Origin of the sequence: Nonomuraea gerenzanensis (assembly GCF_020215645.1) — a bacterium.
Taxonomy (GTDB): Bacteria; Actinomycetota; Actinomycetes; order Streptosporangiales; family Streptosporangiaceae; genus Nonomuraea; species Nonomuraea gerenzanensis.
Genome location: NZ_CP084058.1, coordinates 2763230 through 2789086, shown reverse-complemented (window position 1 = coordinate 2789086; position 25857 = coordinate 2763230). Strand labels below are relative to the sequence as shown.

The window sequence follows — 25857 nt, the reverse complement described above, 5'->3', positions numbered from 1 at the left end:
CAACCGTTATCCGGCGTGCACGATCAGCCACACGGCGACGGCCGTGACGGTGGCGGAGCGGTTGCCGATGATGTGCGGGCGGCTGCACGGGAACGTGATCGAGTCGCCCTCCGCCAGGGTGACGACCTCCGACTCGAACTCGATGGTCAGCTCCCCCGCCGTGACCGTGCCGACTTCGTACCCCTCGTGTCTGAGGAAGCGGCCGTGGGCGGTGGAGACGGCGTGCGGCGGGTAGGTGGACTCGAAGAACTCCACGTCGGGGGTGGGGCCCGGCGACAGCCGCCGGAACGTCACTCCCCCGCCGAGCCGGATCGGCGCGACCTCGCCCGCCCGGCTGACGGCCAGCTCGGGCGGCGCCGCCTTCCGGCCGCCCGGCGGCTCCACCTGCTCCTTCCGCTCGTCCGGGTCGAAGACGGCCGCCAGTGGCACGCCGATGGCCGACACGTACGCGATCAGCCTGCTCACCGAGGGCCGCATGGTGCCTCGCTCGATCTGGGACACCGCGCTGGCCGAGATGCCCAGCTCACGGGCCACCGCCCGCAGCGACTTGCCGGAGCGTGCGCGCAGCTCCCGCAGCCGCCGGCCGAGCCGCTCGCTGCTGACCGCTTCCAGGTCGTTCATAACCTCCGTCACAGGGCTTTAACACGGGTGCAATCAGGGGATCGCTCTCTCCGGTGTTAAGTGATGGCTTAACACCGTCCGGCGACCGCACCCCCCAAGGATGCCGCAGATGACTCAACCCACCGTCGCCCCAGCCCCCGCCTACGACCCCCGGCTCACCAACGAGGACCTCGCCCCGCTGCGCAAGCAGACCTGGTCCTCCTACAACATCTTCGCCTTCTGGATGTCCGACGTGCACAGCGTCGGCGGCTACGTCACCGCGGGCAGCCTGTTCGCGCTGGGGCTGGCGAGCTGGCAGGTGCTGTTCGCGCTGCTGGCCGGCATCGTCATCGTCAACGTCTTCTGCAACCTGGTGGCCAAGCCCAGCCAGGTCACCGGGGTGCCGTACCCGGTGATCAACCGCGCCGTCTTCGGGGTGCTGGGCGCGAACATCCCGGCCATCGTGCGCGGCGCGATCGCGATCGCCTGGTACGGCGTGCAGACGTACCTCGCCTCGCAGTCGCTGATCATCATCTTCCTCAAGTTCTGGCCCGCCACCGCCGCGCTGAACGAGCCGCGCTTCCTCGGCCTGTCCGTGCTCGGCTACATCTGCTACGCCATCCTGTGGGTGGCGCAGGCGGCGGTGTTCTGGCGCGGCATGGACGCGATCCGCCGGTTCGTCGACTGGGCCGGGCCCGCCGTGTACGTGGTCATGGTCGTGCTCGCGGTCTACCTGGTCAGCCAGGCGGGCTGGGAGAACCTCAGCCTGGACCTGTCGCAGGGCGAGAGCCTCGGGTTCGCCGAGTCGATCCCGGTGATGCTGGGCGCGATCGCGCTGGTCGTGTCGTACTTCTCCGGCCCGATGCTGAACTTCGGCGACTTCTCCCGCTACGGACGCTCGTTCGAGGCCGTCAAGCGCGGCAACTTCCTCGGCCTGCCGATCAACTTCCTGTTCTTCTCGCTGCTGACGGTGATCACGGCGTCGGCCACGGTGCCGGTGTTCGGCGAGCTGATCACCGACCCGATCCAGACGGTGCAGCGCATCGACACGCCGTTCGCGATCCTGCTCGGCGGCCTGACCTTCGTGATCGCCACGGTCGGCATCAACATCGTGGCCAACTTCATCTCGCCGGCCTTCGACTTCTCCAACGTCAGCCCGCAGCGCATCAGCTGGCGCACCGGCGGCATGATCGCCGCGGTCGGCTCCGTGCTGCTGACGCCCTGGAACTGGTACGGCAACCCGGACGCCATCCACTACACGCTCGGCCTGCTGGGAGCGCTGATCGGGCCGCTGTTCGGCATCCTGATCGCCGGCTACTACGTCTGCGCGCGGCAGCGGGTGTCGGTGGACGAGCTGTTCACGATGGACCAGGGCGGCCGGTACTGGTTCGACCGGGGCTACAACCGCAACGCCATCTGGGCGACGCTGCTCAGCGGGGTGCCCGCCATCGCCTCGGTCCTGGTGCCGAAGCTGGTCACGGCCGCCGACCTGATGTGGATCGCCGACTACAGCTGGTTCCTGGGCTGCGGGCTCGGGTTCGTGGCGATGGTCGCGCTGGAGCGCCGCACGCCCCGGATCGTCCCCGCATGACCCACGTCCGCGTCATCAATCCGAACACCGCCCTGGCCATGACCGCCTCCATCGGTCGTTGCGCCAGGGCGGTGGCGTCCCCGGGGACGACCGTGACGGCCGTGAGCCCGGCCATGGGCCCCGAGTCGATCGAGAGTCACTATGACGAGGCGCTGGCCGTGCCGGGGGTGCTGGCCGAGATCGCGGCGGGCGAGCGGGAGGGGGTGGACGCGTACGTGATCGCCTGCTTCGGGGACCCCGGCCTGGACGCCGCCCGCGAGCTGGCAGGCGGCCCGGTGGTCGGCATCGCGGAGGCCGCGATGCACGCCGCCACGCTGGTCGGCCGGGGTTTCAGCGTGGTGACCACGCTGTCCAGGACGGTCGGCAGGGCGTGGGAGCTGGCCCATCGCTACGGCTTCGCCGCGGCTTGCAAAGGTGTGCACGCCTGCGACATCCCGGTGCTGGCCCTGGAGGAGCCGCCCGCCAGGAAGGCGGTGATCGAGCTGTGCGCGGCGGCGCTCGACCACGACGGGAGTGACGCGATCGTGCTGGGCTGCGCGGGCATGGCCGACTTCTGCGCCGAGGCGTCGCGGGCCACGGGCGTGCCGGTGATCGACGGGGTGGGCGCGGCGACCCGCTTCGCCGAGTCGCTGGTGGCGCTCGGCCTGCGGACGAGCACGCGCGGCGAGTACGCCAGGCCGCTCCCCAAGCGCTACTCCGGCTTACTGCGCGATTTCACGATCTGAGCGACATGTATTGACTCGTTCCGCAGGTTGGGGTTACCGTCGGCCCATAACTAAAAGGAAACTTTCCTAATAGTTTCCGGGACATCCCACCCCCTGTACACCCCCCAACCGGATGTCGGAGCGTCATGAGACACACCATCCTGAGCAAGGTCCTCGCCGGGCTGGCGGCGTTAGCGCTGCCGCTCACCGCGGTCGTCGCCGCCACCCCGGCCGCGTCCGCCTCGGCCGTGCGCGTCCTCGCGGCCGACTGGGCGGCCTGGACGGCGTACGCGACGGGCGCGCGCGTCACCTACAACGGCGTCGAGTACGAATGCCTGCAGGCCCACACCTCCCAGCCCGGCTGGGAGCCCCCGAACGTGCCCGCCCTGTGGAAGGTCGCGACCGGCGGCGGCACCGACACCACCGCGCCCAGCGTGCCGGGCAACCTGCGCTCGACCGGCGTCACCAACACCAGCGTCACCCTCGCCTGGAACGCCGCCACCGACAACGTCGGCGTCACCGGCTACGAGATCTACCGCGGCGGCACCCTGGTCACCACCGTCACCGGCACCACCCACACCGACACGGGCCTGACCGCGAACACCGCCTACAGCTACACCGTGCGCGCCCGCGACGCCGCCGGCAACCGCTCCGGCAACAGCAACACCGCGAGCGCCACCACGACGGGCGGCGGCGGCACCGACACCACCGCGCCGACCGTGCCGGGCAACCTGCGCTCGACCGGCGTCTCGAACAACAGCGTCTCCCTCGCCTGGGACGCCTCCTCCGACAACGTCGCGGTCACCGGCTACGAGATCTACCGCGGCGGCACCCTGGTCACCACCGTCACCGGCACGTCCCACACGGACACGGGTCTCGCCGCGAACACCGCCTACAGCTACACCGTGCGCGCCCGCGACGCCGCCGGCAACCGCTCCGGCAACAGCAACACCGTCAACGCCACGACCACGGGCGGCAGCGGGGGCGGCGGCGACAAGGTGCTCGGCTACTTCGTGCAGTGGGGCGTCTACCAGCGCGCCTACCACGTCAAGAACATCGACACCAGCGGCTCGGCCGCCAAGCTGACGCACATCAACTACGCCTTCGGCAACGTCCAGAACGGCCAGTGCACGATCGGCGACAGCTACGCCGACTACGACCGCTTCTACCAGGCCGGCGAGAGCGTGGACGGCGTCGCCGACACCTGGGACGCCGGCGCGCTGCGCGGCAACTTCAACCAGCTGCGCAAGCTCAAGAAGAAGTACCCGAACCTGAAGGTGCTCTTCTCCTTCGGCGGCTGGACCTGGTCCGGCGGCTTCGGCCAGGCCGCCCAGAACCCCACCGCCTTCGCCAACTCCTGCTACAACCTGGTCGAGGACCCGCGCTGGGCGGACGTCTTCGACGGCATCGACATCGACTGGGAGTACCCGAACGCCTGCGGCCTGACCTGCGACACCAGCGGCCCGGCCGCGTTCAGGAACGTGATGTCGGCGCTGCGCTCCCGCTTCGGCTCCGGCAACCTGGTCACCGCCGCGATCACCGCCGACGGCACCGACGGCGGCAAGATCGACGCGGCCGACTACGGCGGCGCGGCGCAGTACGTCGACTGGTACAACGTCATGACCTACGACTTCTTCGGCGCCTGGGCGGCGCAGGGCCCGACGGCCCCGCACTCGCCGCTCACCTCCTACACCGGCATCCCGATCGCGGGCTTCCACTCCGACAGCGCGATCCAGAAGCTCAAGAGCAAGGGCGTGCCGGCGAGCAAGCTGCTGCTCGGCATCGGCTTCTACGGCCGCGGCTGGACCGGCGTCACCCAGGCCGCGCCGGGCGGCACGGCCACGGGGCCCGCGCCGGGCACGTACGAGCAGGGCATCGAGGACTACAAGGTGCTCAAGACGCGCTGCCCGGCCACGGGGACGGTCGCGGGCACGGCGTACGCGTACTGCGGCAACCAGTGGTGGAGCTACGACACGCCGGCCACCATCGGGGGCAAGATGGGCTACTCGAAGAACCAGGGCCTCGGCGGCGCGTTCTTCTGGGAGCTCAGCGGCGACACGACGAACGGCGAGCTGATCACGGCCATGAAGAACGGCCTGAGCTGACCCGCTGAGAGACCGGGGCCGGCCCTCCGCGCCTGGGGGCCGGCCCCCTTGTCGTTCAGCCCAGCTCGGTGAGCTGCTCGGCCGTCAGCTGCACCGTCGAGGCCCCCAGGTTCTCCTCCAGGTGCGCGATCGACGACGTGCCGGGGATCGGCAGCACCATCGGTGACCTGGCCAGCAGCCACGCCAGACTGACCTGCGACGGCGTGGCGCCGAGCACCTTGGCCACGTGCTCCACCGGGCTGCCGGCCCCCGTCAGCGCGCCCTTGGCGACGGGGCTGTAGGGGATGAAGACGAGGCCCTGCTCCGTGCAGTGGTCGAGGACCGATTCCGAGAAGCGGTTGGTCAGGTTGTAGCGGTTCTGGACGGAGACGATGTCCGTGACGCGCCGCGCCCGCTCCAGCTCCTCGACGCTCACCTCCGACAGGCCGATCTCGGCGATCTTGCCCTCGTCGCGGAGCGCGGCCAGCTCGCCGACCTGGTCCTCCAGGGCCACCTGCGGGTCGATGCGGTGCAGCTGCAGCAGGCCGAGCCGCTCCACGCCGAGCCTGCGCAGGCTCATCTCGACCTCCTGCCGCAGGTACTCCGGCCGTCCCACCGGGTGCCACTGGCTGGGGCCCGTGCGGACGAAACCGGCCTTGGTGGCGATCAGCAGCCCCTCCGGGTACGGGTGCAGGGCCTCGCGGATCAGCTCCTCGTTGACGTACGGGCCGTAGGAGTCGGCGGTGTCGATGAAGTTCACGCCCAGCTCGACCACCCGGCGCAGCACCCGGACGGCCGCGTCGCGGTCGGCGGGCGGCCCCCAGACGCCCGGCCCCGTCAGGCTCATGGCGCCGTAGCCGAGGCGGTGCACGGTCTTGCCGCCGATGGCCAGCGTGCCGGTGGACGGGAGCGATATGGACATGTGGTTCCTCACCTCGACTTGGGACGTTCCAGGTCCGTGATGCAACGGATACGTGGTCACTCTTCCCTACCACGCGACCCATGAATACGTTTCGGGACATCTGCGCTTTTTGGCCTGGTTCTTCCGAGGAGCAGCATGCGTTCCCGTTCACGAAAAGGTTTAGTCAGCGCCATCGCCGCCGCGGCCGTGATCCTCTCACCGGTCGCCTTCGCCACGCCGGCCGAGGCCCACGGGGGCCGGCATCACGTTCAGAAGCTCGTCAAGGCCGTCTCGGGCAAGAACGTCAAGAAGCACCTGTGGGCGTTGCAGGCCATCGCGAACGCCCACGGCGGCACCCGCGTCTCCGGCACCCCCGGCTTCGACGCCTCCCGCGACTACGTGGCGGGCAAGCTGCGCCGCGCGGGGTACGACGTGACGATCCAGCCGTTCGAGTTCACCTTCGACGGCTACATCACCCCGCCGGTGCTCAAGCGGACCAGCGGGGAGCAGAAGACATACACCTACGGGTTCTTCGCCGACTACGTCGCCATGCAGGACTCCCCCGCCGGCGCCGTCAGCGGCACGCTGCAGGCGGTGGACCTCGTGCTGCCGCCCGGCCCGGTGGCCAACTCCTCCAGCTCGGGGTGCGAGGCGAGCGACTTCGCCGGGTTCACGGCCGGCAACATCGCGCTGATGCAGCGCGGCACCTGCAACTTCCGGATCAAGGTGGACAACGCCATCGCCGCCGGCGCCTCGGCCGCCATCGTGTTCAACGAGGGGCAGCCGGGCCGTACCGAGATCGACCTGAACCCCACGCTCGGCGGGCCGGGCGTCACCATCCCGTCCTTCTTCACCAGCTTCGCGGTCGGCGACGAGCTGGCCGCCACGGCGGGCACCACCGTCCAGATGAACTGGGACCCGATCGTGGAGACCAGGACCACCTACAACGTGATCGCGCAGAGCAGGAAGGGCGATCCGGACAACGTGGTCATGCTGGGCGCCCACCTGGACAGCGTGCAGGAGGGGCCGGGCATCAACGACAACGGCTCCGGCAGTGCGGGCATCCTCGAGGTGGCGCTGCAGCTGGCGAAGACGAAGCCGAAGAACCAGCTCCGGTTCGCGTTCTGGGGGGCCGAGGAGTTCGGGTTGCTCGGCTCGCAGCACTACGTGAACGCGCTGACGCCCGAGGAGCGGGCCAGGATCAGCCTGTACCTCAACTTCGACATGATCGCCTCGCCCAACTACACGTTCGGCATCTACGACGGTGACGGCGACGCCTTCGGCACCGCCGGGCCTCCCGGGTCCGACGTGATCGAGGAGGACTTCGAGAAGTTCTTCGCCGGGCGCGGCCTGCCGTTCAAGGCGACGGCCTTCACCGGGCGCTCCGACTACGGGCCGTTCATCGCGGTCGGGATCCCGTCCGGCGGCCTGTTCACGGGGGCCGAGGTGCTCAAGACCGAGGAGGAGGCGGCGATCTTCGGTGGGACGGCGGGGATTCCGCTCGACCCGTGCTACCACAGCGTCTGCGACACGATCCGCAACATCAACGACAGGGCGCTGGATGTGAACTCGGACGCCATCGCGACGCTGGCGGGCACGTACGCGTTCGACACGGGCACCATCGGCACCGCCGCACCGGTCGCGGCGGCGCGTGACGCCGGCTCGCACGACCACCCGCACCGGCCGGCGGACGCCGCGAGCTGACCCTCCCCGCGCCCGCCGCCCTCCCGCTGGGGTCCTTGAGGGGCGGCGGGCGCTCGGACCGCAACACGCAGGGCGCTGACACACGCCGCGTGACGCAAGCGCGTGGCGTGTGGCGTGTGGCGTGTGACGTGTGGCGCAGGCGCACACCGCACGGCCGGGGATGCCGCGGGCCGGGTGGGTCAGGGGGTGGTGCGGGGCTGGTGGCCGAAGCGGACCGGCTCGGGGCCGCGGAGGCGGACCTCCGGGTCGGGCATCGCCTGCTCGCGCCCCATCCGCGCCACCGCCGGCTCGACCACCGGCGCCGCCCCCTCGGCCTCGGCGATCCGCCGTACCAGCCGCTCCCGCAGCTCGGCGGCCACCCCCGCGTGCGAGGCGTACCCCGCCAGGTTCACCAGCTCGTACGGGTCGTTCTCCAGGTCGTACAGGGCCTGCTCGCGGTATGCCGGCGCGGCCGGGTCGTCCCAGGGGTGGGCGTCCTCGGCGACGGCGTAGTACTTCCACCGCGCCGTACGGATCCCGCGCCCCACCTCCGACTCGCTCACCTGGAAGAACACCTCCTCGGGCCAGGACGCGCCGCGCGGGTCGCGCACCAGCGGCAGGAACGAGCGCCCCTGCATGTCGGAGGGCACCGGCAGCCCGGCGGCCTCCAGCAGCGTGGGCGGCAGGTCGAGGGTGCTGACCGGGCGGGAGATGGCGCCGCCGCCGTCGAAGCCGGGGCCGCGCAGGGCGAGCGGCACGCGCAGGGACGCGTCGTGGCAGGAGCGCTTGTACTCGCCGTTGCGCGTCTTGAAGTGGTTGCCGTGGTCGGAGGTGTAGGCCACGATCGTGTCGTCCAGCAGGTCCATGCTGCGCAGCGCGTCCAGCAGCCGGCCCAGCCCCTCGTCCAGGCGCTTGACCTGGCCGAGGTAGCCGCCCATGTGCTGGTGGGCGGTGCCGCCGAGCGCGGCCAGGTCCGGCGGCATCCAGCGGCCCTGGTAGCGCTGCTCGTAGCCGTCGGGGGCCGGGTAGTTGTCCACCTCGTTCTGGTGGTGCGGCTCCAGCAACGACAGGAACAGGTAGAACGGCTCGCCGGCGTGGTCGGCCACGAAGCGCACGGCCGCGTCCACGAGCGCGTCGGAGCGGTAGCCGGGCAGCAGGACGGGCTCGTTCGCCTCGTCGTAGACGATGGTCCGGTACGCGTCGGAGGTGTGTTCCAGGGCGTTGGCCGCCAGCCACGAGCGGTAGCCGCCGCGCCGGTCCTCGGGCACCGGCTCGGTGCCGGCCAGATGCCACTTGCCGATGTAGCCGGTGGCGTAGCCGGCCGCGCCGAAGTGGTGGGCCAGCGTGCGCTCCTCGGGGGGCAGCACGCGGCCGTTGCGGTAGACGCCGGTCGTGGTCGGGTAGCGGCCCGTCTGGAGCGCCGCACGGGCGGGGGCGCACACCGGCTGCGGGGTGAGCGCGACCGTGGCCTGCGTGCCGTGCCTGGCCATGCTGTCGAGGTTCGGGGTGAGGGGGCCGACGGTGTCCCACCGCTGCTGGTCGGTGAAGACGACGATCACGTTCGGGCGCAAAACAGCAGACTCCTTATTTGAGACCGGTCAGGGCGATGCCCCGGACGAAGTATCTCTGGGTGAGGACGAACAGGACGGCGGTGGGCACGAAGAGGATCACCGAGCCGGCGGCCGTGAGGTGCCACAGCGTGAAGTACTCCTGGTTGAACAGGGTGAGCCCGACCGGGATCGTGCGCATCTCGGGCGTGGAGGTGGCGACCAGCGGCCAGAGGAACTCGTTCCACTGGAAGACGAACGTGAACAGCCCGAGCACGGCCAGCGCCGGCCGCGTCTGCGGCAGGATGACGCTCCAGTAGACGCGCAGCTCGGAGGCCCCGTCGATGCGGGCGGCGCTGATCAGGTCGTCGGGGATGGGCTGGATGAACTGTCTCATGAGGAAGATGCCGAACGCGTCCATGAGGAACGGTGTGATCAGCCCCTGGTAGGTGTTCAGCCACCCCATGTTGGCCATCAGCACGTACAGCGGGATCATCCGTACGAAGAACGGCACCATCAGCGTGGCCAGCAGCGCCACGAAGAGCGTGTTGCGCAGCGGGAAGCGGAACTTGGCGAAGACGTACCCGACGAGCGGGTCGAACAGGAGGTGGGCCAGCGTGATGGCGCCGGCCACGACCAGGCTGTTGACGATGAAGTCGCCGAACGGCGCCCGGGTGAACAGCTCGGCGTAGTTGCCCCACTGCGGCGAGTCCGGCACGAGCACGGCGTTGGCCGACAGCGTCTCGGCCTCCGTCTGCAGCGACAGCGAGACCATGTAGAGCAGCGGCACGACCGTGATCAGCGAGGCGAGCCCGAGCAGGGTGTAGAGCAGCCACTTGCGCATCAGTACGTGACCTCCGAGCGCCGCCCGGCCCGCAGCTGGATCAGCGTGAACGCCACGATCACGATCAGCAGCAGCACCGACTGCGCCGAGGAGTAGCCGAAGTCCCTGGTACGGAAGGCGACGTTGAAGATGTGGAAGACCGACAGGTCGGTGGCGTCGCCCGGCCCGCCACCGGTGATGATGTACGCCTGCCCGAACGCCTGCAGCCCCGAGATCACCGCCATCACCGACACGAACAGCGTGGTCGGCGCGAGCAGCGGCAGCGAGATCCGCCAGAAGCGGTGCCAGGCGTCCGCCCCGTCGATCCTGGCGGCCTCGTGGTAGGTCTCCGGGATGCCCTGCAGCCCGGCCAGGAACAGCACCATCGTGTAGCCGACGCTCTGCCAGAGCGTGACGGCGGCGATCGTGAGCAGCGGCGCGGTGTTGAGCCACTGCTGGGTGGGCAGCCCCACCGCCATCAGCGCCCGGTTGAGCACGCCCAGCTCGGGGTCGAGGATGTTGCGCCACAGCAGCCCGACGATCGCCACCGAGGTCAGGTACGGCACCAGCAGCACCACCCGGAAGACCACCCGGCCCTTGAGCGGCTGGTCGATGGCCAGCGCCAGGGCCAGGCCGAGCACGATCGAGCCGAGCACCACCATCACCGAGAAGCCGGCCGTGACGAGGAACGAGTGCTGCACGGCGGGGTCGGTCACGGCCTGGGTGTAGTTGCCCAGGCCCGTCCACTGGTCCGCCATCGGCCCGGTGCGGAAGCTGGTGGCCACCACGTTGCCGATGGGCAGGTAGAAGAAGGCCGCGAAGAACAGGATCGCCGGGAGCAGGAAGAGGTAGGCGGTCCTGGCGTAGCGGCCGTACAGGGTGCGCGGCCTCACTTGAGGAAGCCCTCCGCGGCCTTGACGAAGGTGTCGAGCGCCTCGGCGGCCGGTTCGTTCTGGATGAGCACCTGCTGGTACATGACCTTGAGCTGCTCCTCCCACTTGCCGAGCTGCCCGGTCAGGCGCACCTCCTGGGAGGAGTCCCTGGCCGTGGGCAGGGCGTCGGCGAAGACCTTGGTGACGGCGTCGGACTGCACCTCGGGCAGGTCCACCCAGGACTTGCGCGGCATCAGCATGCCGGTCTCCTTGGTGGCGGCCTGCTCGACCTGCAGCGCGGTGATGCGCTTGATGAAGTCCCACGACAGCTCGGGTCTGGTGGCCTTGGCGGGCACGAACATGCTGACGCCGGCCGCCTGGGTGGCCGCCGTCTTGTTCTTCAGCGGCGGCGCCACGCCCAGGTCGATGTCGGGGCTGGTCTTCCTGATGGGGTCGAGGTCCCACGGGCCGGTGAGGATCATCGCGGCGCGCTTGGCGGAGAACAGCTTCTGCGGGCCCGAGTAGTCGGTGCCGGCCACCGGCACCGGGGCCACCTTGTGCTTGTGCACGAGGTCGGCCTGGAACTGCAGCGCGGCGACCGCGTCCGCGCGCGGCTCCATGATCGCCTTGGTCTCCAGGTCGTAGGGGGTCACGCCGGCCTGCACCATCCACGGCCACATGTAGGTGTAGTCCTGGTTGAGCGCGACGCCGTACACGCCGTCCCTGGTCAGCTTCCTGGCCGCGTCGAGGAACTCCTCCCAGGTGGTGGGCGCCTCCAGGCCGGCCTCGCGCAGCATGCCCTTGTTGTAGACGAGCGTGTTGCAGGTCAGGTGCAGCTGCACCCCGTAAACCTTGTCCTGGTAGGAGTTGCGCTCGACCGTCACCGGCTGCCAGTCGGCGGGGAAGCCCATCGCCTGGCCGTCACGGTCGACGAAGTCCTGCAGCGAGCGCGCGTTGCCGGACACGGCGAACTCCTGCACCCACCCGCCGGGCTCCTCCACCAGGTCGGGCACGGTGCCGGAGGCGAAGTCCGCCAGCAGCCTGGTCCGCAGGTCGGGCCACTGGTACTTCTGGAGGTTGACCTTGACCTGGTTGGCCTGCTCGAACTCGGCGATCACCTTGCGGTAGGCCTGGTAGTCGTGGCCGGCGTTCCAGTACACCGTGAAGGTGCCGGGCGCGGCGCTCTGCGTGGCGGGCGCGCCCGCGCAGGACGACAGGACGGGGACGGCGGCGGCGGCTCCGACGAGGCGGAGCAGGTCACGGCGTGAGGGGTGGGCGGACATGCGGGGGTTCCCTTCTAGGACGAGCCCCGCCGCACGAAGGTCCACGAACGGACGATCTCGCGGGCGGGCGGCGGCTCCTCGGCCTGGAGGCGGTCGAAGAGCAGGCGTACGACGTCGGTGTAGTCGTGCCGGAGCGGGCCGACGGTGCTGAGCTGCGGGTTGCTGATGAGACCCTCGTCGATGTTGCCGACACCGACGATGGCGACGTCTCCGGGCACGCTCAGCCCGAGGTCCCTGGCGGCCCAGATGGCGCTGATCGCGGCCCGGTCGGAGGCGGCGAAGATCGCGTCGGGCCTGTCGGGCGAGCTGAGCAGCTCGGTCGCCGTCTGGTACGCGGCCACGCGGTCGTCGGCGCCCCCGGTGATGACGCGCTCGGCCCCGCCGTGCCGCTCCAGCGCCGTGAGGTAGCCGAGCAGCCGCCCCTCCGGCTTGTCGCGGTAGACCTCGTAGCGCTGGCCCATGAAGGCGACGCGCCGCCTGCCGGTGTCCAGCAGGTGCTGGACGGCCTCGGCGCACGCCTCCACCTCCGGCGTGCGGACGACGTCGCAGCCCTCCAGCCCGCTCTCGTTGCTCATCACCACCATCGGCAGCCCGGTGGCGGCCAGCCCGCTGAGCAGGTCGTGCTCCAGGTGGCCACCGGTGAGCCGGATGAGCGCCCCGTCGGCGATACCGCCGCGCAGCACCTCGACGGCCGCCTGGGCGCGGGCCTCGTCGTAGACGGAGAGCGTGACCACCGAGTAGCCGCGCGCGTCGGCCATCTCGTGCAGGTCCGTGGCCAGCCGCGCGTCGGTGGGCACGCCGCCGAACGTGCTCAGGACCAGGCAGACGCGCTGCGTACGGCGTTTGCGCAGGCTCCTGGCGGCCTGGTTGGGGGTGTAGCCGAGTTGTCTGGCGGCGTCGAGCACCCGCCGCCTGGTCTCGGCGGCGACAGGACGGTCCTTGCCGCTGAGGACGTAGGAGACGGTCGCCACTGACACGTTCGCCAGCTCGGCCACTTGTCGCGCTGTTGGTCTCATGTTAGTCGAATAACCTAGCATTCCCTACAGGATTATAGGGTATTGGAGTCGCTGGATCTCGTCAGATGGGCAGCAGGAAGGAAGAGTTCAGTTGGCGGCCCTCGGCCGGTGTTAAACGATTAACACCATATTTCGCGCCAGCCCGCCCGAGCAAGAGGTGACTTTCAGCCCTGTCCCGTGGTCACCACCGGGCCATCTCGGCCAGTGTGGCGGCCACCTCCTCCTCCCCCGCGATGGCCGCCCGCTCCAGCACCTTGCTGATGCTCGGCGACGCCTCCCCGCCGGTCACCCGCCGCACGAGGGTCGATCACCTCGGCGTCCACCCCGGACGACTCGGCGGCCCGCAGCGCGTACCCGGTCATCGCCAGGTACGTCAGCACGGTCACCTGCGAGCCCACCCGCCGCACGCGGGCCCGGCCGACGGGGATGCAGTGGTCCCAGTCGTCCACCGGGCACTCCCCGTGGCGCCGGCGCGGTGGCGAACAGGCCCTCCGGGTCCATGGAGTGCTGAGAGCCGTAGCCGGTGCCCATCGCGACCTTGCTGCGCAGGACCAGCGGCATGGCGTCGCCGCCGCCGATGTGCCTGGCCTTGGCGATCTGGTTCCGTTGGTGCCGCCGTTGAGCCGGTGCACGTCCTCGCCGAGCACGACGATCGACGGATCGGCGCGCATCCGCCGCGCCATCACCCCGGACACCGCCTCGATGAACCTGCGCTCGGCCAGCTCCCCGGTGAACGTGTCGCGGTCGGCCGTCCGCACGCCGTCGAGCTCCGACAGGTCGCCGCGCACGCCCACGTGCGCGAAGCCGGGGGAGCCGTCGGCCAGCCTGGGGCCGGTTCCCGGCAAGCGGTGGGTGTACTTCCTGGCGCCCTGGGGCATGCAGTTCGAGCTGGTGTCGTACCCGGGGGCGTTCGGCCGTGCGGGCGCCTGAGAGCCAGCGGGTGGCCGACCACCTGCGGGAGGCCATCCTGAGCGGCGCCATCGCGCCCGGCGAGCGGATCAGGCAGGAGGAGCCGGCCGAGCGGCTCGGCGCCAGCCGGCTGCCGGTGCGTGAGGCGCTGCGCATGCTGGAGGCGGAGGGGCTCACCGAGCACCATCCGCGCAGGGAAGGGGTGCACGGGTGCCCAAGCTGGGCATGCACGAGGTGGAGGTGATGTACCGGATGCGCGAGCGGCTCGAACCTCTCGCCCTGGCCGAGAGCATCCCCCACCTGACCGGTGACGACCACCGGCGGGCGTTCATGCGGCTGACGGGGCCGGCGCGGCGGTGGGTGGTCAACGCCGAGCACCGGCTGCTGCTCGACGCGATCGAGCGGCGCGACGTCGTGGACGCGGAGCGGTGCCTGCGCGGGCACATCCGGCGTACGCGGGTGGAGCTGTGCCGGCATCCGGAGGTGTTCCGATGATCCGGCTGACCGTCAACGGGGCCGCCGCCGAGGTGGCGGCCGATCCCGGCACGCCGCTGCTCGACGTGCTGCGCGGGGAGCTCGGGCTGGTGGGGACCCGGTTCGGGTGCGGGGTGGGGCTGTGCGGGGCGTGCTTCGTGCTGCTCGACGGGGTGGTGACGGCCGCCTGCGACACGCCGCTGTCGGCCGCTGAGGGCCGGGCGGTGGTGACGGTCGAAGGGCTGGCTCCGGGTGACTCGTTGCACGCGGTGCAGCGGGCGGTGCTGGAGGAGCAGGCGGGGCAGTGCGCGTACTGCCTGTCGGGGATGATGGTCACCGCCGCCGCGCTGCTGGCGCGCGATCCCCGGCCGGACGAGGAGGCGGTGGTGGCGGCGCTGGATCGGCATCTGTGCCGGTGCGGGGTGCAGCGGCGGGTGGTGCGTGCGGTGCTGAAGGCGGCGGAGTGATGGGCTCGCCCAGCGGGGAGAGCGGCCGGGCGGTGGGCTCGCCGGCCGACGAGCGCGGCCCGGCCGTGGGCTCGCCGGCCGGTGAGAGCGACCCGGGGATGTTGCTCGTGTCGGAGGACGGCGTGGTCTCGGTGCGGGGTGACGGCGTGATCTTCGTGCGGGCCGGGAAGTCGGAGCTCGGGCAGGGGGTGCTCACGGCGCTGGCCCAGATCGCGGCCGACGCGCTGGGGGCCGACGTGGCACAGGTGCGGATGCTGGCGGCGAGCACCGGTGCGGGGCCCGACCAGGGCTTCACGGCGGGCAGCCTGTCGATCGCCGTGGCGGGGCCGCCGCTGCGCGAAACGTGCGCAGGCGTGCGCGCCGCCTGCACCGCCGAGGCCGCGCGCCGCTGGGGCGTCTCTCCCGGGGAGGTCATGGTGCGGCGCGGCGAGTTCCGCTGCGGGGATCGGACGGCGACCTACGCCGATCTGGCGCAGGTGGCCGACGCCCCGCGCGCTGAGGCGACGCAGGCCGACGCGGCACAGGCCGACGCGGCACAGGCCGAGGCGCCTGTGTTCGTGGGGGTCAGCGTGCCCAGGCTGGACCTGCCCGACAAGATCGCCGGGCGCCCCCGCTTCATCCACGACCTCCGCCTGCCCGGCCAGCTCTACGGCCGGGTCCTGCGCCCGCCCTCCCCCGCCGCCCGCCTGACCAGGCTGGCCCCCCTGCCGGACCTCCACGTCGTACGCGACGGCTCGTTCGTCGGCGTCCTGGCCGAGACGGAGGCGGACGCCGACCGGGCGCTGGCCCGCGTGGCCCGCGCGGCCGAGTGGGAGGAGCACGACACCCTGCCCGACGAGCACGACCTGCACACGTTCCTGCGCCGGGGCCCGCACGAGACGATCACCGTCCGCACGCCCGCCGGCCCCGCGCCCGAGGGCGAGCCGCACGCGGCCACCTACAGCAGGCCGTTCATCGCGCACGCCTCGATCGCGCCGAGCTGCGCCGCCGCCCGCTGGAACCCCGGCGGCGACCTGGAGGTGTGGAGCCACACCCAGGGCGTGCACCCCCTGCGCAGGGCCCTGATGAAGATCCTGGAGGCGGAGGTCGAGGTCCACCACGTGGAGGGCGCGGGCTGCTACGGCCACAACGCCGCCGACGACGTGGCGCTCGACGCGGCCCTGCTGGCCCGCGAGGCGGGAGGCAGGCCGGTGCACGTGCGCTGGAGCAGGCGCGACGAGCTGACCTGGGCGCCGTTCGGCTCGGCCATGTCGGTGGACGTGGCGGCGGTGGTGGACGAGGCGGGCCTGGTGCGCTCCTGGCGCTACGACGTGTGGAGCCAGGGCCACCTCAGCCGCCCCGGTTACGCGGGCGGCGTGCCCGGCCTGCTCGCCGGTGCCCACCTGGAGCGGCCGTGGGCGTACCCGGCGGCGGTGGACCCGTCGCCGCAGTCGGGCTCGGGCATGGCGCGCAACGCGGTGCCGATCTACGACTTCCCGCGGCTGGAGATCACCGGCCACCGCGTGCTGGAGACGCCCATCCGGTCGTCGGCGCTGCGCTCGCTGGGCGCGTTCATGAACGTGTTCGCCATCGAGTCGTTCATGGACGAGCTGGCTCTGGCCGCGGGGATGGATCCGCTGGCGTACCGGCTGGCGCACCTGAGCGACCCCCGCGCCCGGATGGTCCTGGAGCGGGCGGCCGACGCGGCGGGCTGGGGCGAGCCGGGGCTGGGCCTGGGGTTCGCCAGGTACAAGGGCATCGGCGCGTACTGCGCGGCGGTGGCGGAGGTGGAGGCCGAGCAGGACGTACGGGTGCGCCGCCTGACCATCGCCGTGGACGCCGGCCAGGTCGTCAGCCCCGACGGGGTGCGCAACCAGATCGAGGGCGGCGCCACCCAGGCGACGAGCTGGACGCTGAAGGAGCGGGTGCGGTTCGACCGGCGGGCGATCACCAGCGGTGACTGGGAGAGCTACCCGATCCTGCGCTTCTCCGAGGCGCCCGAGGTGGCGGTGGAGCTGGTCGAGCATCCGGGCACGCCGTCGGTGGGCGCGGGCGAGGCGGCCCAGGGCCCGGTGGCGGCGGCCATCGCCAACGCGCTCGCCGCGACGCTCGGCGTCCGCGTCCGCGACCTCCCGCTCGACCGTGAGGCCGTGCTGAAGGCCATCGAATGAGGCCGCGCCGAAGGTCGTCGAGTGAGGCCGCCCGGCCGGTCAGCAGGCCCCGGGCCGCTGATGCGGGCGCCCGGCCGTTCGGCACGCGCCGGCCGGTCAGTAAGCGGCCGGTTCGTGCAGCCCCAGCCCCAGCCCGTGCCCGAACTGCAGCCCGAAGGCCGCCATCTCGTCCTCGAACCCGAACTCGGCCGCCTGCGGCCACACCCGCGCCACCTGGTCGGTGCCCGCCCCGGGTCTGATCATGGCGATGGACGCGTCCATCCACTCGCGCGCTCTGACGTACGCCTCCCGCTGCGAGGCCGTCGCGCTGCCCACCCCGAACGTGCGGTAGTAACACGTCCGGTAGCCGTTGTAGGAGTCGTGCAGGGCGGCGATCGTGTCCACCCCGGCCCCGGGCTGCCTTTCGCGAGCCGCTGGGCCAGCCAGTCGGCGGTGTAGGGACGGTGCCAGGGGGTGAGGTTGGCGCAGCCGTGGTTGCCCTCTTCGAGCATGAGCAGCTCGCTGTCACCGCCGGCCGCGGCGGCCCGCATGCTGCTGGACTGCCTCGACGACCCGGGACGCCCGGCGCGCACGCTGCTGCTGCCCGTGTCGCTGATCGTGCGCGGCCCCACGGCACCGCCAGGAGCCGGTTGATCTTCAGCGTGGCGCGACGCATTCTTGATCACTCTCCGTTACCTTGCCAGGTGGATGGGGGGATCCGCAGTGAATGGTTCGTATCGGGGCTTGTCCCGCAGGTTGTTCGTGACCGGTATGTTCGCCGCGCTGGGCAGCGCGGTCCCCGTGGCGGCGGAGGCCGTCACCGGGCGGCCGCATCGCAACCCGGTGCTGCGGGCGCGGCCGGCGAAGGTCTCGATCGGCCGGCGCACCGTCGCCACCTGGACCTACGACGGCCAGCTGCCCGGCCCGCGCATCGAGGCCACGGCCGGCGGCCTGGTACGGGCGAAGCTGGTCAACGACCTGCCCAAGGAGACGACCGTGCACTGGCACGGCATCAGGCTGGACGCCAGGATGGACGGCGCCCCCGGCTACACGCAGCAGCCGGTGCCGCCGGGCGGCACGTTCGACTACGTGTTCACCGTCCCCGACCCCGGCACGTACTTCTACCACTCGCACGTCGGCATGCAGAACGACCGCGGCCTGTACGGGCCGCTGATCGTGGCCGACCCGCACGAGCCGCTCGGGTACGACCAGGAGTTCACGGTCGTGCTCGACGACTGGCTGGACGGGGTGGGCGGCACCCCCGACGACGCGCTGCGGCGGCTGAACGCCAGCACCGCGCACGACGACACGCTGCGCAGCGCGCTGCTGGGCGGGGTCGTGGGTGAGCTGCGGCATCCGTACCACCTGGTCAACGGCCGGGCGGCCGACGCGCCCGCGGTGTTCACCAGCAAGCCGGGGCGGCTCGTCAGGTTCCGGGTGATCAACGCGGCGGCCGACACCGCGTTCCGGGTGGCGCTGGGCGGGCACCGCCTGGCGGTGACGCACACCGACGGGTTCCCGTGCGCGCCGGTGGCGGTGGACACGTTCCTCATCGGCATGGGCGAGCGCTACGACTTCCTGGTCCGGCTGGGCGAGGGGGCCTTCCCGCTGGTGGCGGAGGCGGAGGGGAAGGGGGCGCGGGCGTTCGCGATCGTGCGCACGTCGCAGCGGGCGACGGCGCCCGCCAGCGACGTGCGGCTGCGCGAGCTGTCCCAGCGGATGCTGAGGTACACCGACCTGAAGGCGCGGCAGCAGGACATGCTGCCGCGCCCGTCGAGGAGCGTCACGGTGACGCTCGGCATGCGCCCGTCGGGCAACGAGTGGACGCTCAACGACCGGCTCGCCGCCGACCCGATGCGCCTGCGCGTGGACCGCGGCGAGACGATCAGGATCGTGCTCGACAACCAGTCGCCCATGTGGCATCCGATGCACCTGCACGGGCACACGTTCCAGGTGCGCTCGTCACCGGGCCCGCAGGGGCCGCGCAAGGACACCGTGAACATCCTGCCGCGCGAGCGCCTGAACATCGACGTGCGCGCCGACAACCCCGGCGAGTGGATGTTCCACTGCCACAACCTCTACCACCAGGAGCAGGGCATGATGGGCACGCTCGGCTACGGCCCGCAGACGCGCAGGATGAAGCACTGAGTCAGCTGCTCACCGCGCACGCTCCCCTGTCGGCGTGGCGCGGCCCTTCGGCGGTGGGGCGGATGTCGAAGTCGAAGACGGCGGTGGGCAGGTACAGCGTGCAGCAGGCGTTCGGGATGTCCACCACGCCGCTCACCCGTCCCTCGACCGGGGCGGCGCTGATCAGCAGGTACGCCTGCTCGCCGCTGTAGCCGAACTTCTTGAGGTACTCGATCGCGTTCAGGCACGCGTTGCGGTAGGCGATGGTGGCGTCGTTGTAGAGGTTCGTGTCGGTGTCGTGGTCCACCGAGATGCCGATGAACGACAGGAACTCGGTGTAGCGCGGCTCCACGTTGCCCGGCATGAAGATCGGGTTGGTGGTGACGCCGTACTTCTCCATGCCGCCCTTGATGAGGTCCACGTGGAAGTCCACGAACCCGCCCATCTCGATCGCGCCGCAGAAGCTGATCTCGCCGTCGCCCTGGCTGAAGTGCAGGTCTCCGCCTGACAGCAGGGCTCCCGGCACGTGGACGGGGTAGAAGACGCGGGCGCCGCGGGTGAAGTTCTTGATGTCGTGGTTGCCGCCGTTCTCCCTGGCGGGGACCGTGCGCGCGCCCTCCCGGCCGACACGCTCCAGCTCGGGACCCTTCAGCGTGCCGGCCAGCACGCCCTGCTGCAGCGGCGGCAGGGCCAGCGGCGGCACCCGGTGCGGGTCGGTGTCGATGAGCGCCTGCTCCCTGGCGTTCCAGCGGGCGAGCAGGTACGGGTGCGGCGCCGTGCCGAACAGGCCCGGATGGGTGATGCCGGTGAAGCGCACGCCGGGGATGTGGCGGGAGGTGGCCTGCTGGCCGTGGAAGTCCCAGACCGCCTTGTACGCCTGCGGGAAGTGGTCGGTCAGGAACCCGCCGCCGTTCTCCCTGGCGAAGATCCCGGTGTACCCCCACCCCTCGCCGGGCGCGGCGCCGGTGGCCTGCGGCACGGGCCCGAGGTCGAGGATGTCCAGGACGAGCAAGTCGCCCGGCTCCGCGCCCTCCACCGCGATGGGGCCGCTGAGCATGTGGCAGACCGACAGGTCCACGTCGCGCACGTCGTTCGCGGAGTCGTTGTTGCCGATCTGCCCGTCGGTCCACTCCCTGCACTCGACGCGGAACTCCGACCCGGGCCGCACCGTGGCGGCGGCCGGGATGTCGGGATGCCAGCGGTTGTGCCCGGGCACGAGCTGGGCGGCCATGGACAGGGACTGGTCGACGCTGAAGACGACTTCCGGCATGGGACGGTGCTCCTTGTCTCCAGGGGCGGGCCTGCCCGGGGCTTGCCGTCAGGGACGGGGCAGTCCTGCCCAGCGGGGGTCGGGCGGCGGCGCGGGCCGGGCGGGGGCCGGAGGCACCTGCCGCACCACCTGGGGCTCGTGGGCGCCGGCCTCCTGAGCCAGCCGGGCGCGGGCCTCGGCGGCGGGGGTGCGGGCCAGGAGCGGGGGTGTGTACCGGCGGGGGGCCGGCTCTCCGCAGGCGGCACACGGCTCGGCGGGCTCCGCCGTGCCGATCGGCCTGCGTACCTCGAAGGGGCCGCAGCCGGCGCAGTGGTAGGCGTACGTCGCCACGAGGCCGTCACCTCCGCGGGGTCGTACCAAGGAATCTATGTCGCGGGCGGGCGAGGTCAAGGGCCGTGTTCGCTGTACGCATGGAGCGCACGCCGTACGCTAGGCTGGAGGTGGAGAGGAGCCCTCATGACCGACGACAAGCCGATCCCCTCGGTGTGGGCGCGCCCGCACCGGGAGCGCCAGCAGCCCCTGCTCACCCGGGAGACCATCGTGGCAGAGGCGGTGCGCCTGCTCGACGAGGAAGGTGCCGACAACCTGAGCATGCGCCGCCTGGGCAGCAGGCTGGGCGCCGGCGCCACCTCGCTCTACCGCCACGTGGCCAGCAAGGACGAGCTGCTGGAGCTGGCGCTCGACGCCGTCTACGGCGAGCTGCCGCTGCCCGACACCGGCGAGTGGCGCACGACCCTGACCGAGGTGGCCCACGCCATGCGCGCCACGATCCTGCGCCACCCGTGGCTGGCCGCCAAGCTCGCCGAGGCGGGGCTGGCCTACCTCGGGCCGAACGTGCTGCGGCAGAGCGAGTTCATGCTCGGGGTCATGGAGGACGCCGGGTTCCCGCTCGACGAGGCCGACGCGGCGATGACCACGGTCCTGGCGTACGTGATCGGGGTCACGACCAGCGAGGCCGCCTGGGTGTCCATGGTCGCGCGCAGCGGGCAGACCGAGCAGGAGTGGATGGAGAAGCTGTGGCCGGCGGCGGAGCGGGCGGTGCGCGACTACCCGCGCATGCGCGCCCGCTACTCCGCGCAGAAGGGCGGCGACTCCTCCACGAGCAACGCCGACGCCTTCGCGTACGGGCTCGAGCGGGTCCTCGACGGCCTCCAGGCACGGCTCGACAGCCTGTAGACGGGGCACGGCGGCCCGGGAAGGCGAGGTGAGCGGTCAACCGGCCAGGCCGCCGCCCTTGGCCAGCCTGCCCACGCTCTCCCCCGCGGCCTGCTTGAACGCCACCGCGACCAGGCCGCCCAGCCGGTCGCGGCCCGCCAGCTCGGCCGCCCGCTTGCGATCCGCCTTCGGCAGCGCCTTGGCGATGAGCCCCGCGGCGTGCGCCAGCGAGACGAGCGCCACCGTACGACGGTCGGGCTCGGCCCCCGGCTCCAGTGCGGCGAGCACGCGCCGCCGTACCGACTCGCGGGCCGCCGGGTCGGCCTCGGGGAAGACCTCCTCCTTGAACAGCCTCAGGTACGTCCGGGTCTCTGCGGTGACCGCCCCGCGCCGGGCGAGCCGCTCCAGCAGGCGAGCCCGCCGCTCCGGCGTGTACATGGCGGGCCACCACTCCTCGAACGGCGGCGGCTGCTCGCGCATGGAGAGCCGGTCGAGACCCGAATCCAGCTCGGTGTCGCCCGGAGGAGCGGGGTCCGTCACGACGATCCGCCCGTTCCGTAAATCGATCCTGGCCATGATCATGAGGTCGGCGAGCACGGCCGCGCTGAGCGTGTAGTCAAGCAGCTCCAGGTTGACCAGCGGCTTGCCCTTCGGCGTGTAGCCGAGCAGCAGGAGTTCTTCGGCGATCAGCAGGTCCATACCCTCCAGACTGGCGCATCGGCGCCTCGCCGGCGCTCTTGCGAGGCGGCCCCGGGCTGCGAAAGGATCTCGGGATCGAACCCCCCGCCCCTTGCATGACGACTGGAGAGGCCTGTCGTGCGCACACAACAGAACATTGAGCAGTTCGGTTACCGGCAGGAGTTACGTCGCGGGGTCGGGCTGACCGACCTCGTGTTCTACGGCCTGGCGTTCATGGTGCCCATCGCACCTTTCGCGATCTTCGGCACCGTCTACGCGACCTCCGGCGGCATGCCGGTCCTGGCCTACCTCGTCGGGATGGTCGCGCTGCTGTTCACCGCCGCGTCCTACGCGCAGATGGTGAAGGCGTTCCCGCTGTCGGGCTCGGTCTACAACTACGCCGGGCGCGGCATCGCCCCGCCGGTCGGGTTCATGACCGGATGGATGATCCTGCTCGACTACATCCTCGTCCCGTGCCTGCTCTACCTCGTGGCCTCGGTGGCCATGCACGCCAGCTTGCCGGACGTGCCCGTCTGGGCCTGGCTGATCGGCTTCGTGGCGATCAACACGGTGATCAACCTGCGCGGGATCAAGATGACGGTCCGGCTCACCCGCATCATGATCGTGTTCGAGCTGGTGGTGCTGGCGCTGTTCCTCCTGGTCGGCCTCTGGGCGCTGCTCCAGGGCAGGGGCAGCGGCTTCAGCCTCTCCCCGCTGTTCGACGTGGACACCTTCTCCTGGCCGGTGATCTTCGCGGCGGTGTCGGTGGCCGTCCTGTCCTTCCTCGGCTTCGACGGGATCAGCATGCTGGTGGAGGAGTCCACCGGCGGCTCGGAGCAGGTGGGCAGGGCCATGCGGCTGGCGCTCGTGCTGGCGGGCGTGCTGTTCATCGTGCAGGTGTGGGTCGCCGCGCTGCTCGTGCCCGACCCCGGCGGGCTGCTGAGCAGTCCCAGCGACACGGCCTTCTACGACGCGGCGGCCGTGGCCGGCGGCGAGTGGCTCAGGCACGTCACCTCGTTCGCCACCGCGCTGTCGTGGGGCCTGGCCAACACGATGGTCGCGCAGGTGGCGGTCTCACGGCTGCTGTACGCGATGGCCAGGGACCGGCAGCTCCCGTCGTTCCTGGCCAAGGTGTCGGTCAAGCACTCCGTGCCGGCCAACGCCATCATGCTCGTCTGCCTGCTGTCCGTGGGCGTCGGCATCTGGATGTCCACCCGCGACGACGGCGTCACCCTGCTCTCCACGCTGATCAACATCGGCGCCATGGTGGCGTTCATCGTCCTGCACGTGTCGGTGATCGTGCACTACTCGCTGCGCAGCGGCTCGAACAAGGTGTGGTCGCACCTGGTCGCGCCGCTCATCGGGGCCGGGATCCTGGTCTTCGTGGTGATCAACGCGAACGTCCTCGCGCAGGTGCTCGGCCTGGTCTGGCTGGGCCTCGGCGTCGTGGTGCTGATCACCCTGTACGCACTCGGCCGCCCCCCGGCGCTGCAGGGCACGACCCCGCGGAGCGGACCCATGGAGCGGAGCGTCCCCGACTGATGAACCGGCTGCCGCTCCACCACGACCTGTACCTGATCGGCCACGACCAGGCCGGCCGGCCGCGCGTCCACCAGGCGTCGCTGGCACTCGGGCTGGCCGGTGCCGCCCTGCTCGACCTGCTGCTGGCCGGCCGGGCCGCCCCGGCCGACCCCAGGGCCGCGATCAAGCGGGCGGTGGCGGACGGCGTCTACGACCGCGCCCGCGAGGACCTGCTCGACTCGGGGGTGCTCGTCCAGGTCAGCAAGCGGCGCATGGGCGTGCTGCCGTACACGCGCTACGAGCTCGCCGACATCGCCTCGATCGTGCGGGCCTCCTCGGGGGTGCGCTCGGCGGTCGAGGGCTGGAAACCGCCCGACGCGCGCTGCGCGGGGCTGTGCGGGCTCGTGGCGGTGCTGCGGCTGGAGGCGGAGCTCTACCTCGACCAGCCGGCGAACCGGCTGGTCGCCCGGCTGCGGGAGATCGCCACGGCCGCGGGCTCACCGGTGGCCGAGCTGGTGGAGATCGTGGACACGCTGGTCGCCGAGGCGGCCGTCGCCGTGTACCGCTGACCGCTTTGCCCAGCTACATGGACGATGCCCTCTATGCGAGTTACGCTCCGCTGACTACCGGTCGGGGGACCATCATCAGCTCGCATGGGGGGATTCCATGAGCTACACGCTGTTACGCGGCAGCTTCGTGATCCGTTATCCGGACCTGCCCCGCCAGGGCCCCGAGCCCGACGGCGACACCGTCAAGTTCCTTCCCGACTCACCCGCCCTGGTCGAGGCGCTGCCGCGGCGCTCGGGCCGGCCGCCGGACATCAACGCCCGCGGCATCTCCGTACGGCTGGAGGCCGTCGACGCGCTGGAGACGCACTTCGCGGAGACCCACCAGGAGCTCGACGGGGCGAACGCGGCCCGCGACGAGTTGCTGCGCCTGCTCGGCTTCACCAACGTGCGCTTCTGGGAGGACCTGCCGAACAAGGTGCGCTCCGCCGACCAGGACTCGATCCGCGGCCACGTGCTCACCAACGGCATCGACGGCAACGGCCGGCTGATCGCCTTCGGCTACGCCGGCGACCACCAGGGGGCGGACGGCACGACCGTGTTCGTGGACGGGCCGCTGGTGGACCGTTCCGTCAACGCGCAGCTCCTGGCGGCGGGGCTGGTCTACCCGGCCTTCTACGCCACGCTGCCCGCCGAGCTGCGCACGCACCTGGCGGAGGTGTCGCAGGCGGCCCGGCGCAAGGCGATCGGGATCTGGCCGCGCTCGACCGCCGACCCCAACGGCGCGGCGACCGTGCGGGACCTGGACGGGCTGGAGCGGCTGGTGATCTGGCCGAAGCTGTTCCGGCGGATCGTGCCGTACCTGGCGGCGGGGTTCGGCGACTTCGACGGCTTCGACGCCTGGCTGCGCGCGGACCCGGTCAACCGGGACGACGAGCTGTTCCTCATCCCCCGGCTCGAACGCGGCAACCTGCACGACGTGGTCAGGGGGTCGGGGCAGCAGATCCAGCTCACGATGTGGCCCGAGGACTTCATCATCAGCCCGGACCCGGCGCCGCCCGGCGCCCCGATGAAGCCGCCGCTCGTCGCCGCCGGGGACGTGGTCATCGTGGCCGCCCTGCCCGACCCGGTGGGCGCCGACCGCGGCAACGAGACCGTCACGCTGCTGAACCTCACCTCCAGGACCTGCGACCTCGACGGCTGGGCCCTGACGGACGCGGCCGGCGGGCGCAAGCCGCTGACCGGCGGCATCGACGGCGGCGCCGCCCTGCGGGTGACGCTGGACTCGGCGGTGCAGCTCGGCAACCAGGGGGACACGATCATCCTGGTGGACGGTGAGGGGGCGACGATCGACCAGGTGACGTACAAGGTGGACCAGGTGCAGGCGGGCCGGACGATCTGCTTCGGCCGCTGAGACCGCCCGAGGGCGGGCCGCTGGGCGGCCCGCCCTTTTCATGCCGAGCCGGAGCAGTTGCGTGACGACCGCTTCGGGCGCGCGTCGTTTGAAATATTCTCGT

General features: G+C 71.5%; 27 protein-coding genes. 15 read left to right on the top strand and 12 right to left on the bottom strand.

The window, feature by feature from the left end; all coding sequences use genetic code 11:
• Nucleotides 1-6 precede the first annotated feature (6 nt).
• Nucleotides 7-621 (bottom strand): helix-turn-helix domain-containing protein, encoded by a 615-nt coding sequence (locus tag LCN96_RS13350; RefSeq protein ID WP_225272917.1) that lies wholly within the window; start codon nt 619-621, stop codon nt 7-9.
• A gap of 109 nt (nt 622-730) precedes the next feature.
• Between LCN96_RS13350 and LCN96_RS13345 the strand changes: the two genes are divergently transcribed.
• The 3 genes from LCN96_RS13345 to LCN96_RS13335 all read left to right on the top strand — a co-directional run bounded on the left by LCN96_RS13345 (nt 731) and on the right by LCN96_RS13335 (nt 5000).
• Nucleotides 731-2191 (top strand): NCS1 family nucleobase:cation symporter-1, encoded by a 1461-nt coding sequence (locus LCN96_RS13345; protein ID WP_225272916.1) that lies wholly within the window; start codon nt 731-733, stop codon nt 2189-2191.
• The gene (locus LCN96_RS13340; protein ID WP_225272915.1) at nt 2188-2916 is read left to right on the top strand and encodes an aspartate/glutamate racemase family protein; all 729 of its coding nucleotides are present in this window, start codon (nt 2188-2190) and stop codon (nt 2914-2916) included. The genes LCN96_RS13345 and LCN96_RS13340 overlap by 4 nt, the downstream gene beginning before the upstream one ends.
• Nucleotides 2917-3041: 125 nt before the next feature.
• Nucleotides 3042-5000: a glycosyl hydrolase family 18 protein gene (locus LCN96_RS13335; protein WP_225272914.1), complete on the top strand. Its 1959-nt coding sequence runs from the start codon at nt 3042-3044 to the stop codon at nt 4998-5000.
• A gap of 55 nt (nt 5001-5055) precedes the next feature.
• Here LCN96_RS13335 and LCN96_RS13330 read toward each other — a convergent pair whose 3' ends face one another.
• Complete coding sequence (locus LCN96_RS13330; RefSeq protein WP_225272913.1) at nt 5056-5901, bottom strand: aldo/keto reductase; 846 nt, start codon at nt 5899-5901, stop codon at nt 5056-5058.
• 186 nt (nt 5902-6087) lie between these two features.
• On the opposite strand from LCN96_RS13330, the gene LCN96_RS13325 reads away from it, so the two are divergent.
• Nucleotides 6088-7584, top strand: a complete 1497-nt coding sequence (locus LCN96_RS13325) for a M28 family metallopeptidase (RefSeq protein ID WP_225272912.1) — start codon at nt 6088-6090, stop codon at nt 7582-7584.
• 179 nt (nt 7585-7763) lie between these two features.
• Here the strand turns inward: LCN96_RS13325 and LCN96_RS13320 are convergent, their stop codons facing one another.
• From LCN96_RS13320 to LCN96_RS13295, 6 genes are all read right to left on the bottom strand, one after another.
• The gene (locus tag LCN96_RS13320) at nt 7764-9134 is read right to left on the bottom strand and encodes a sulfatase-like hydrolase/transferase (protein ID WP_225272911.1); all 1371 of its coding nucleotides are present in this window, start codon (nt 9132-9134) and stop codon (nt 7764-7766) included.
• Between the two features lie 13 nt (nt 9135-9147).
• The gene (locus LCN96_RS13315) at nt 9148-9954 is read right to left on the bottom strand and encodes a carbohydrate ABC transporter permease (RefSeq protein WP_225272910.1); all 807 of its coding nucleotides are present in this window, start codon (nt 9952-9954) and stop codon (nt 9148-9150) included.
• Nucleotides 9954-10826, bottom strand: a complete 873-nt coding sequence (locus LCN96_RS13310; RefSeq protein ID WP_225272909.1) for a carbohydrate ABC transporter permease — start codon at nt 10824-10826, stop codon at nt 9954-9956. The genes LCN96_RS13315 and LCN96_RS13310 overlap by 1 nt, the downstream gene beginning before the upstream one ends.
• On the bottom strand, nt 10823-12088 hold the full coding sequence (locus tag LCN96_RS13305) for a sugar ABC transporter substrate-binding protein (RefSeq protein ID WP_225272908.1): 1266 nt from the start codon (nt 12086-12088) through the stop codon (nt 10823-10825). The genes LCN96_RS13310 and LCN96_RS13305 overlap by 4 nt, the downstream gene beginning before the upstream one ends.
• Nucleotides 12089-12102: 14 nt before the next feature.
• A complete protein-coding gene (locus LCN96_RS13300; protein WP_225272907.1) occupies nt 12103-13104 on the bottom strand; it encodes a LacI family DNA-binding transcriptional regulator in 1002 nt (333 codons plus the stop codon).
• Nucleotides 13105-13268: 164 nt separating this feature from the next.
• The gene (locus LCN96_RS13295; protein ID WP_225272906.1) at nt 13269-13553 is read right to left on the bottom strand and encodes a hypothetical protein; all 285 of its coding nucleotides are present in this window, start codon (nt 13551-13553) and stop codon (nt 13269-13271) included.
• 169 nt (nt 13554-13722) lie between these two features.
• Between LCN96_RS13295 and LCN96_RS13290 the strand changes: the two genes are divergently transcribed.
• The 5 genes from LCN96_RS13290 to LCN96_RS13270 are packed head-to-tail and all read left to right on the top strand — an operon-like array spanning nt 13723 to nt 17104.
• Nucleotides 13723-14034, top strand: coding sequence for a hypothetical protein (locus LCN96_RS13290; protein WP_225272905.1), 312 nt, complete (start codon nt 13723-13725; stop codon nt 14032-14034).
• On the top strand, nt 14021-14257 hold the full coding sequence (locus tag LCN96_RS13285) for a GntR family transcriptional regulator (protein ID WP_225272904.1): 237 nt from the start codon (nt 14021-14023) through the stop codon (nt 14255-14257). The genes LCN96_RS13290 and LCN96_RS13285 overlap by 14 nt, the downstream gene beginning before the upstream one ends.
• Complete coding sequence (locus LCN96_RS13280; protein ID WP_225272903.1) at nt 14224-14508, top strand: FCD domain-containing protein; 285 nt, start codon at nt 14224-14226, stop codon at nt 14506-14508. The genes LCN96_RS13285 and LCN96_RS13280 overlap by 34 nt, the downstream gene beginning before the upstream one ends.
• The gene (locus LCN96_RS13275) at nt 14505-14954 is read left to right on the top strand and encodes a (2Fe-2S)-binding protein (RefSeq protein WP_225272902.1); all 450 of its coding nucleotides are present in this window, start codon (nt 14505-14507) and stop codon (nt 14952-14954) included. The genes LCN96_RS13280 and LCN96_RS13275 overlap by 4 nt, the downstream gene beginning before the upstream one ends.
• Nucleotides 14954-17104 carry a molybdopterin cofactor-binding domain-containing protein gene (locus LCN96_RS13270; RefSeq protein ID WP_225272901.1) on the top strand — a complete coding sequence of 717 codons (2151 nt, stop codon included), beginning with the start codon at nt 14954-14956 and terminating at the stop codon, nt 17102-17104. The genes LCN96_RS13275 and LCN96_RS13270 overlap by 1 nt, the downstream gene beginning before the upstream one ends.
• Nucleotides 17105-17200: 96 nt before the next feature.
• Here LCN96_RS13270 and LCN96_RS13265 read toward each other — a convergent pair whose 3' ends face one another.
• A complete protein-coding gene (locus LCN96_RS13265; protein ID WP_225272900.1) occupies nt 17201-17488 on the bottom strand; it encodes a M24 family metallopeptidase in 288 nt (95 codons plus the stop codon).
• Nucleotides 17489-17593: 105 nt separating this feature from the next.
• On the opposite strand from LCN96_RS13265, the gene LCN96_RS13260 reads away from it, so the two are divergent.
• Together LCN96_RS13260 and LCN96_RS13255 are read left to right on the top strand one after the other, a co-directional pair.
• Nucleotides 17594-17737 carry a hypothetical protein gene (locus LCN96_RS13260; protein ID WP_225272899.1) on the top strand — a complete coding sequence of 48 codons (144 nt, stop codon included), beginning with the start codon at nt 17594-17596 and terminating at the stop codon, nt 17735-17737.
• Between the two features lie 117 nt (nt 17738-17854).
• Entirely contained in the window at nt 17855-19231 is a 1377-nt protein-coding gene (locus LCN96_RS13255) for a multicopper oxidase family protein (protein WP_225275976.1), read from the top strand.
• A 1-nt stretch (nt 19232) separates the two neighbouring features.
• Here LCN96_RS13255 and fmdA read toward each other — a convergent pair whose 3' ends face one another.
• The gene (gene fmdA / locus LCN96_RS13250) at nt 19233-20480 is read right to left on the bottom strand and encodes a formamidase (protein WP_225272898.1); all 1248 of its coding nucleotides are present in this window, start codon (nt 20478-20480) and stop codon (nt 19233-19235) included.
• Nucleotides 20481-20528: 48 nt separating this feature from the next.
• Nucleotides 20529-20810 carry an FmdB family zinc ribbon protein gene (locus tag LCN96_RS13245; RefSeq protein WP_225272897.1) on the bottom strand — a complete coding sequence of 94 codons (282 nt, stop codon included), beginning with the start codon at nt 20808-20810 and terminating at the stop codon, nt 20529-20531.
• A 126-nt stretch (nt 20811-20936) separates the two neighbouring features.
• Here LCN96_RS13245 and LCN96_RS13240 point away from each other — a divergent pair, with 126 nt between their 5' ends.
• Nucleotides 20937-21656, top strand: a complete 720-nt coding sequence (locus tag LCN96_RS13240; RefSeq protein WP_225272896.1) for a TetR/AcrR family transcriptional regulator — start codon at nt 20937-20939, stop codon at nt 21654-21656.
• A gap of 36 nt (nt 21657-21692) precedes the next feature.
• On the opposite strand, the gene LCN96_RS13235 is transcribed toward LCN96_RS13240, so the two are convergent.
• On the bottom strand, nt 21693-22334 hold the full coding sequence (locus LCN96_RS13235; RefSeq protein WP_225272895.1) for a GOLPH3/VPS74 family protein: 642 nt from the start codon (nt 22332-22334) through the stop codon (nt 21693-21695).
• Nucleotides 22335-22451: 117 nt separating this feature from the next.
• Between LCN96_RS13235 and LCN96_RS13230 the strand changes: the two genes are divergently transcribed.
• The 3 genes from LCN96_RS13230 to LCN96_RS13220 all read left to right on the top strand — a co-directional run bounded on the left by LCN96_RS13230 (nt 22452) and on the right by LCN96_RS13220 (nt 25754).
• A complete protein-coding gene (locus LCN96_RS13230; protein ID WP_225272894.1) occupies nt 22452-23855 on the top strand; it encodes an APC family permease in 1404 nt (467 codons plus the stop codon).
• On the top strand, nt 23855-24403 hold the full coding sequence (locus tag LCN96_RS13225) for a GPP34 family phosphoprotein (RefSeq protein WP_225272893.1): 549 nt from the start codon (nt 23855-23857) through the stop codon (nt 24401-24403). Before LCN96_RS13230 ends, LCN96_RS13225 begins: the two co-directional genes overlap by 1 nt.
• A gap of 97 nt (nt 24404-24500) precedes the next feature.
• On the top strand, nt 24501-25754 hold the full coding sequence (locus tag LCN96_RS13220) for a lamin tail domain-containing protein (protein WP_225272892.1): 1254 nt from the start codon (nt 24501-24503) through the stop codon (nt 25752-25754).
• Nucleotides 25755-25857 lie beyond the last annotated feature (103 nt).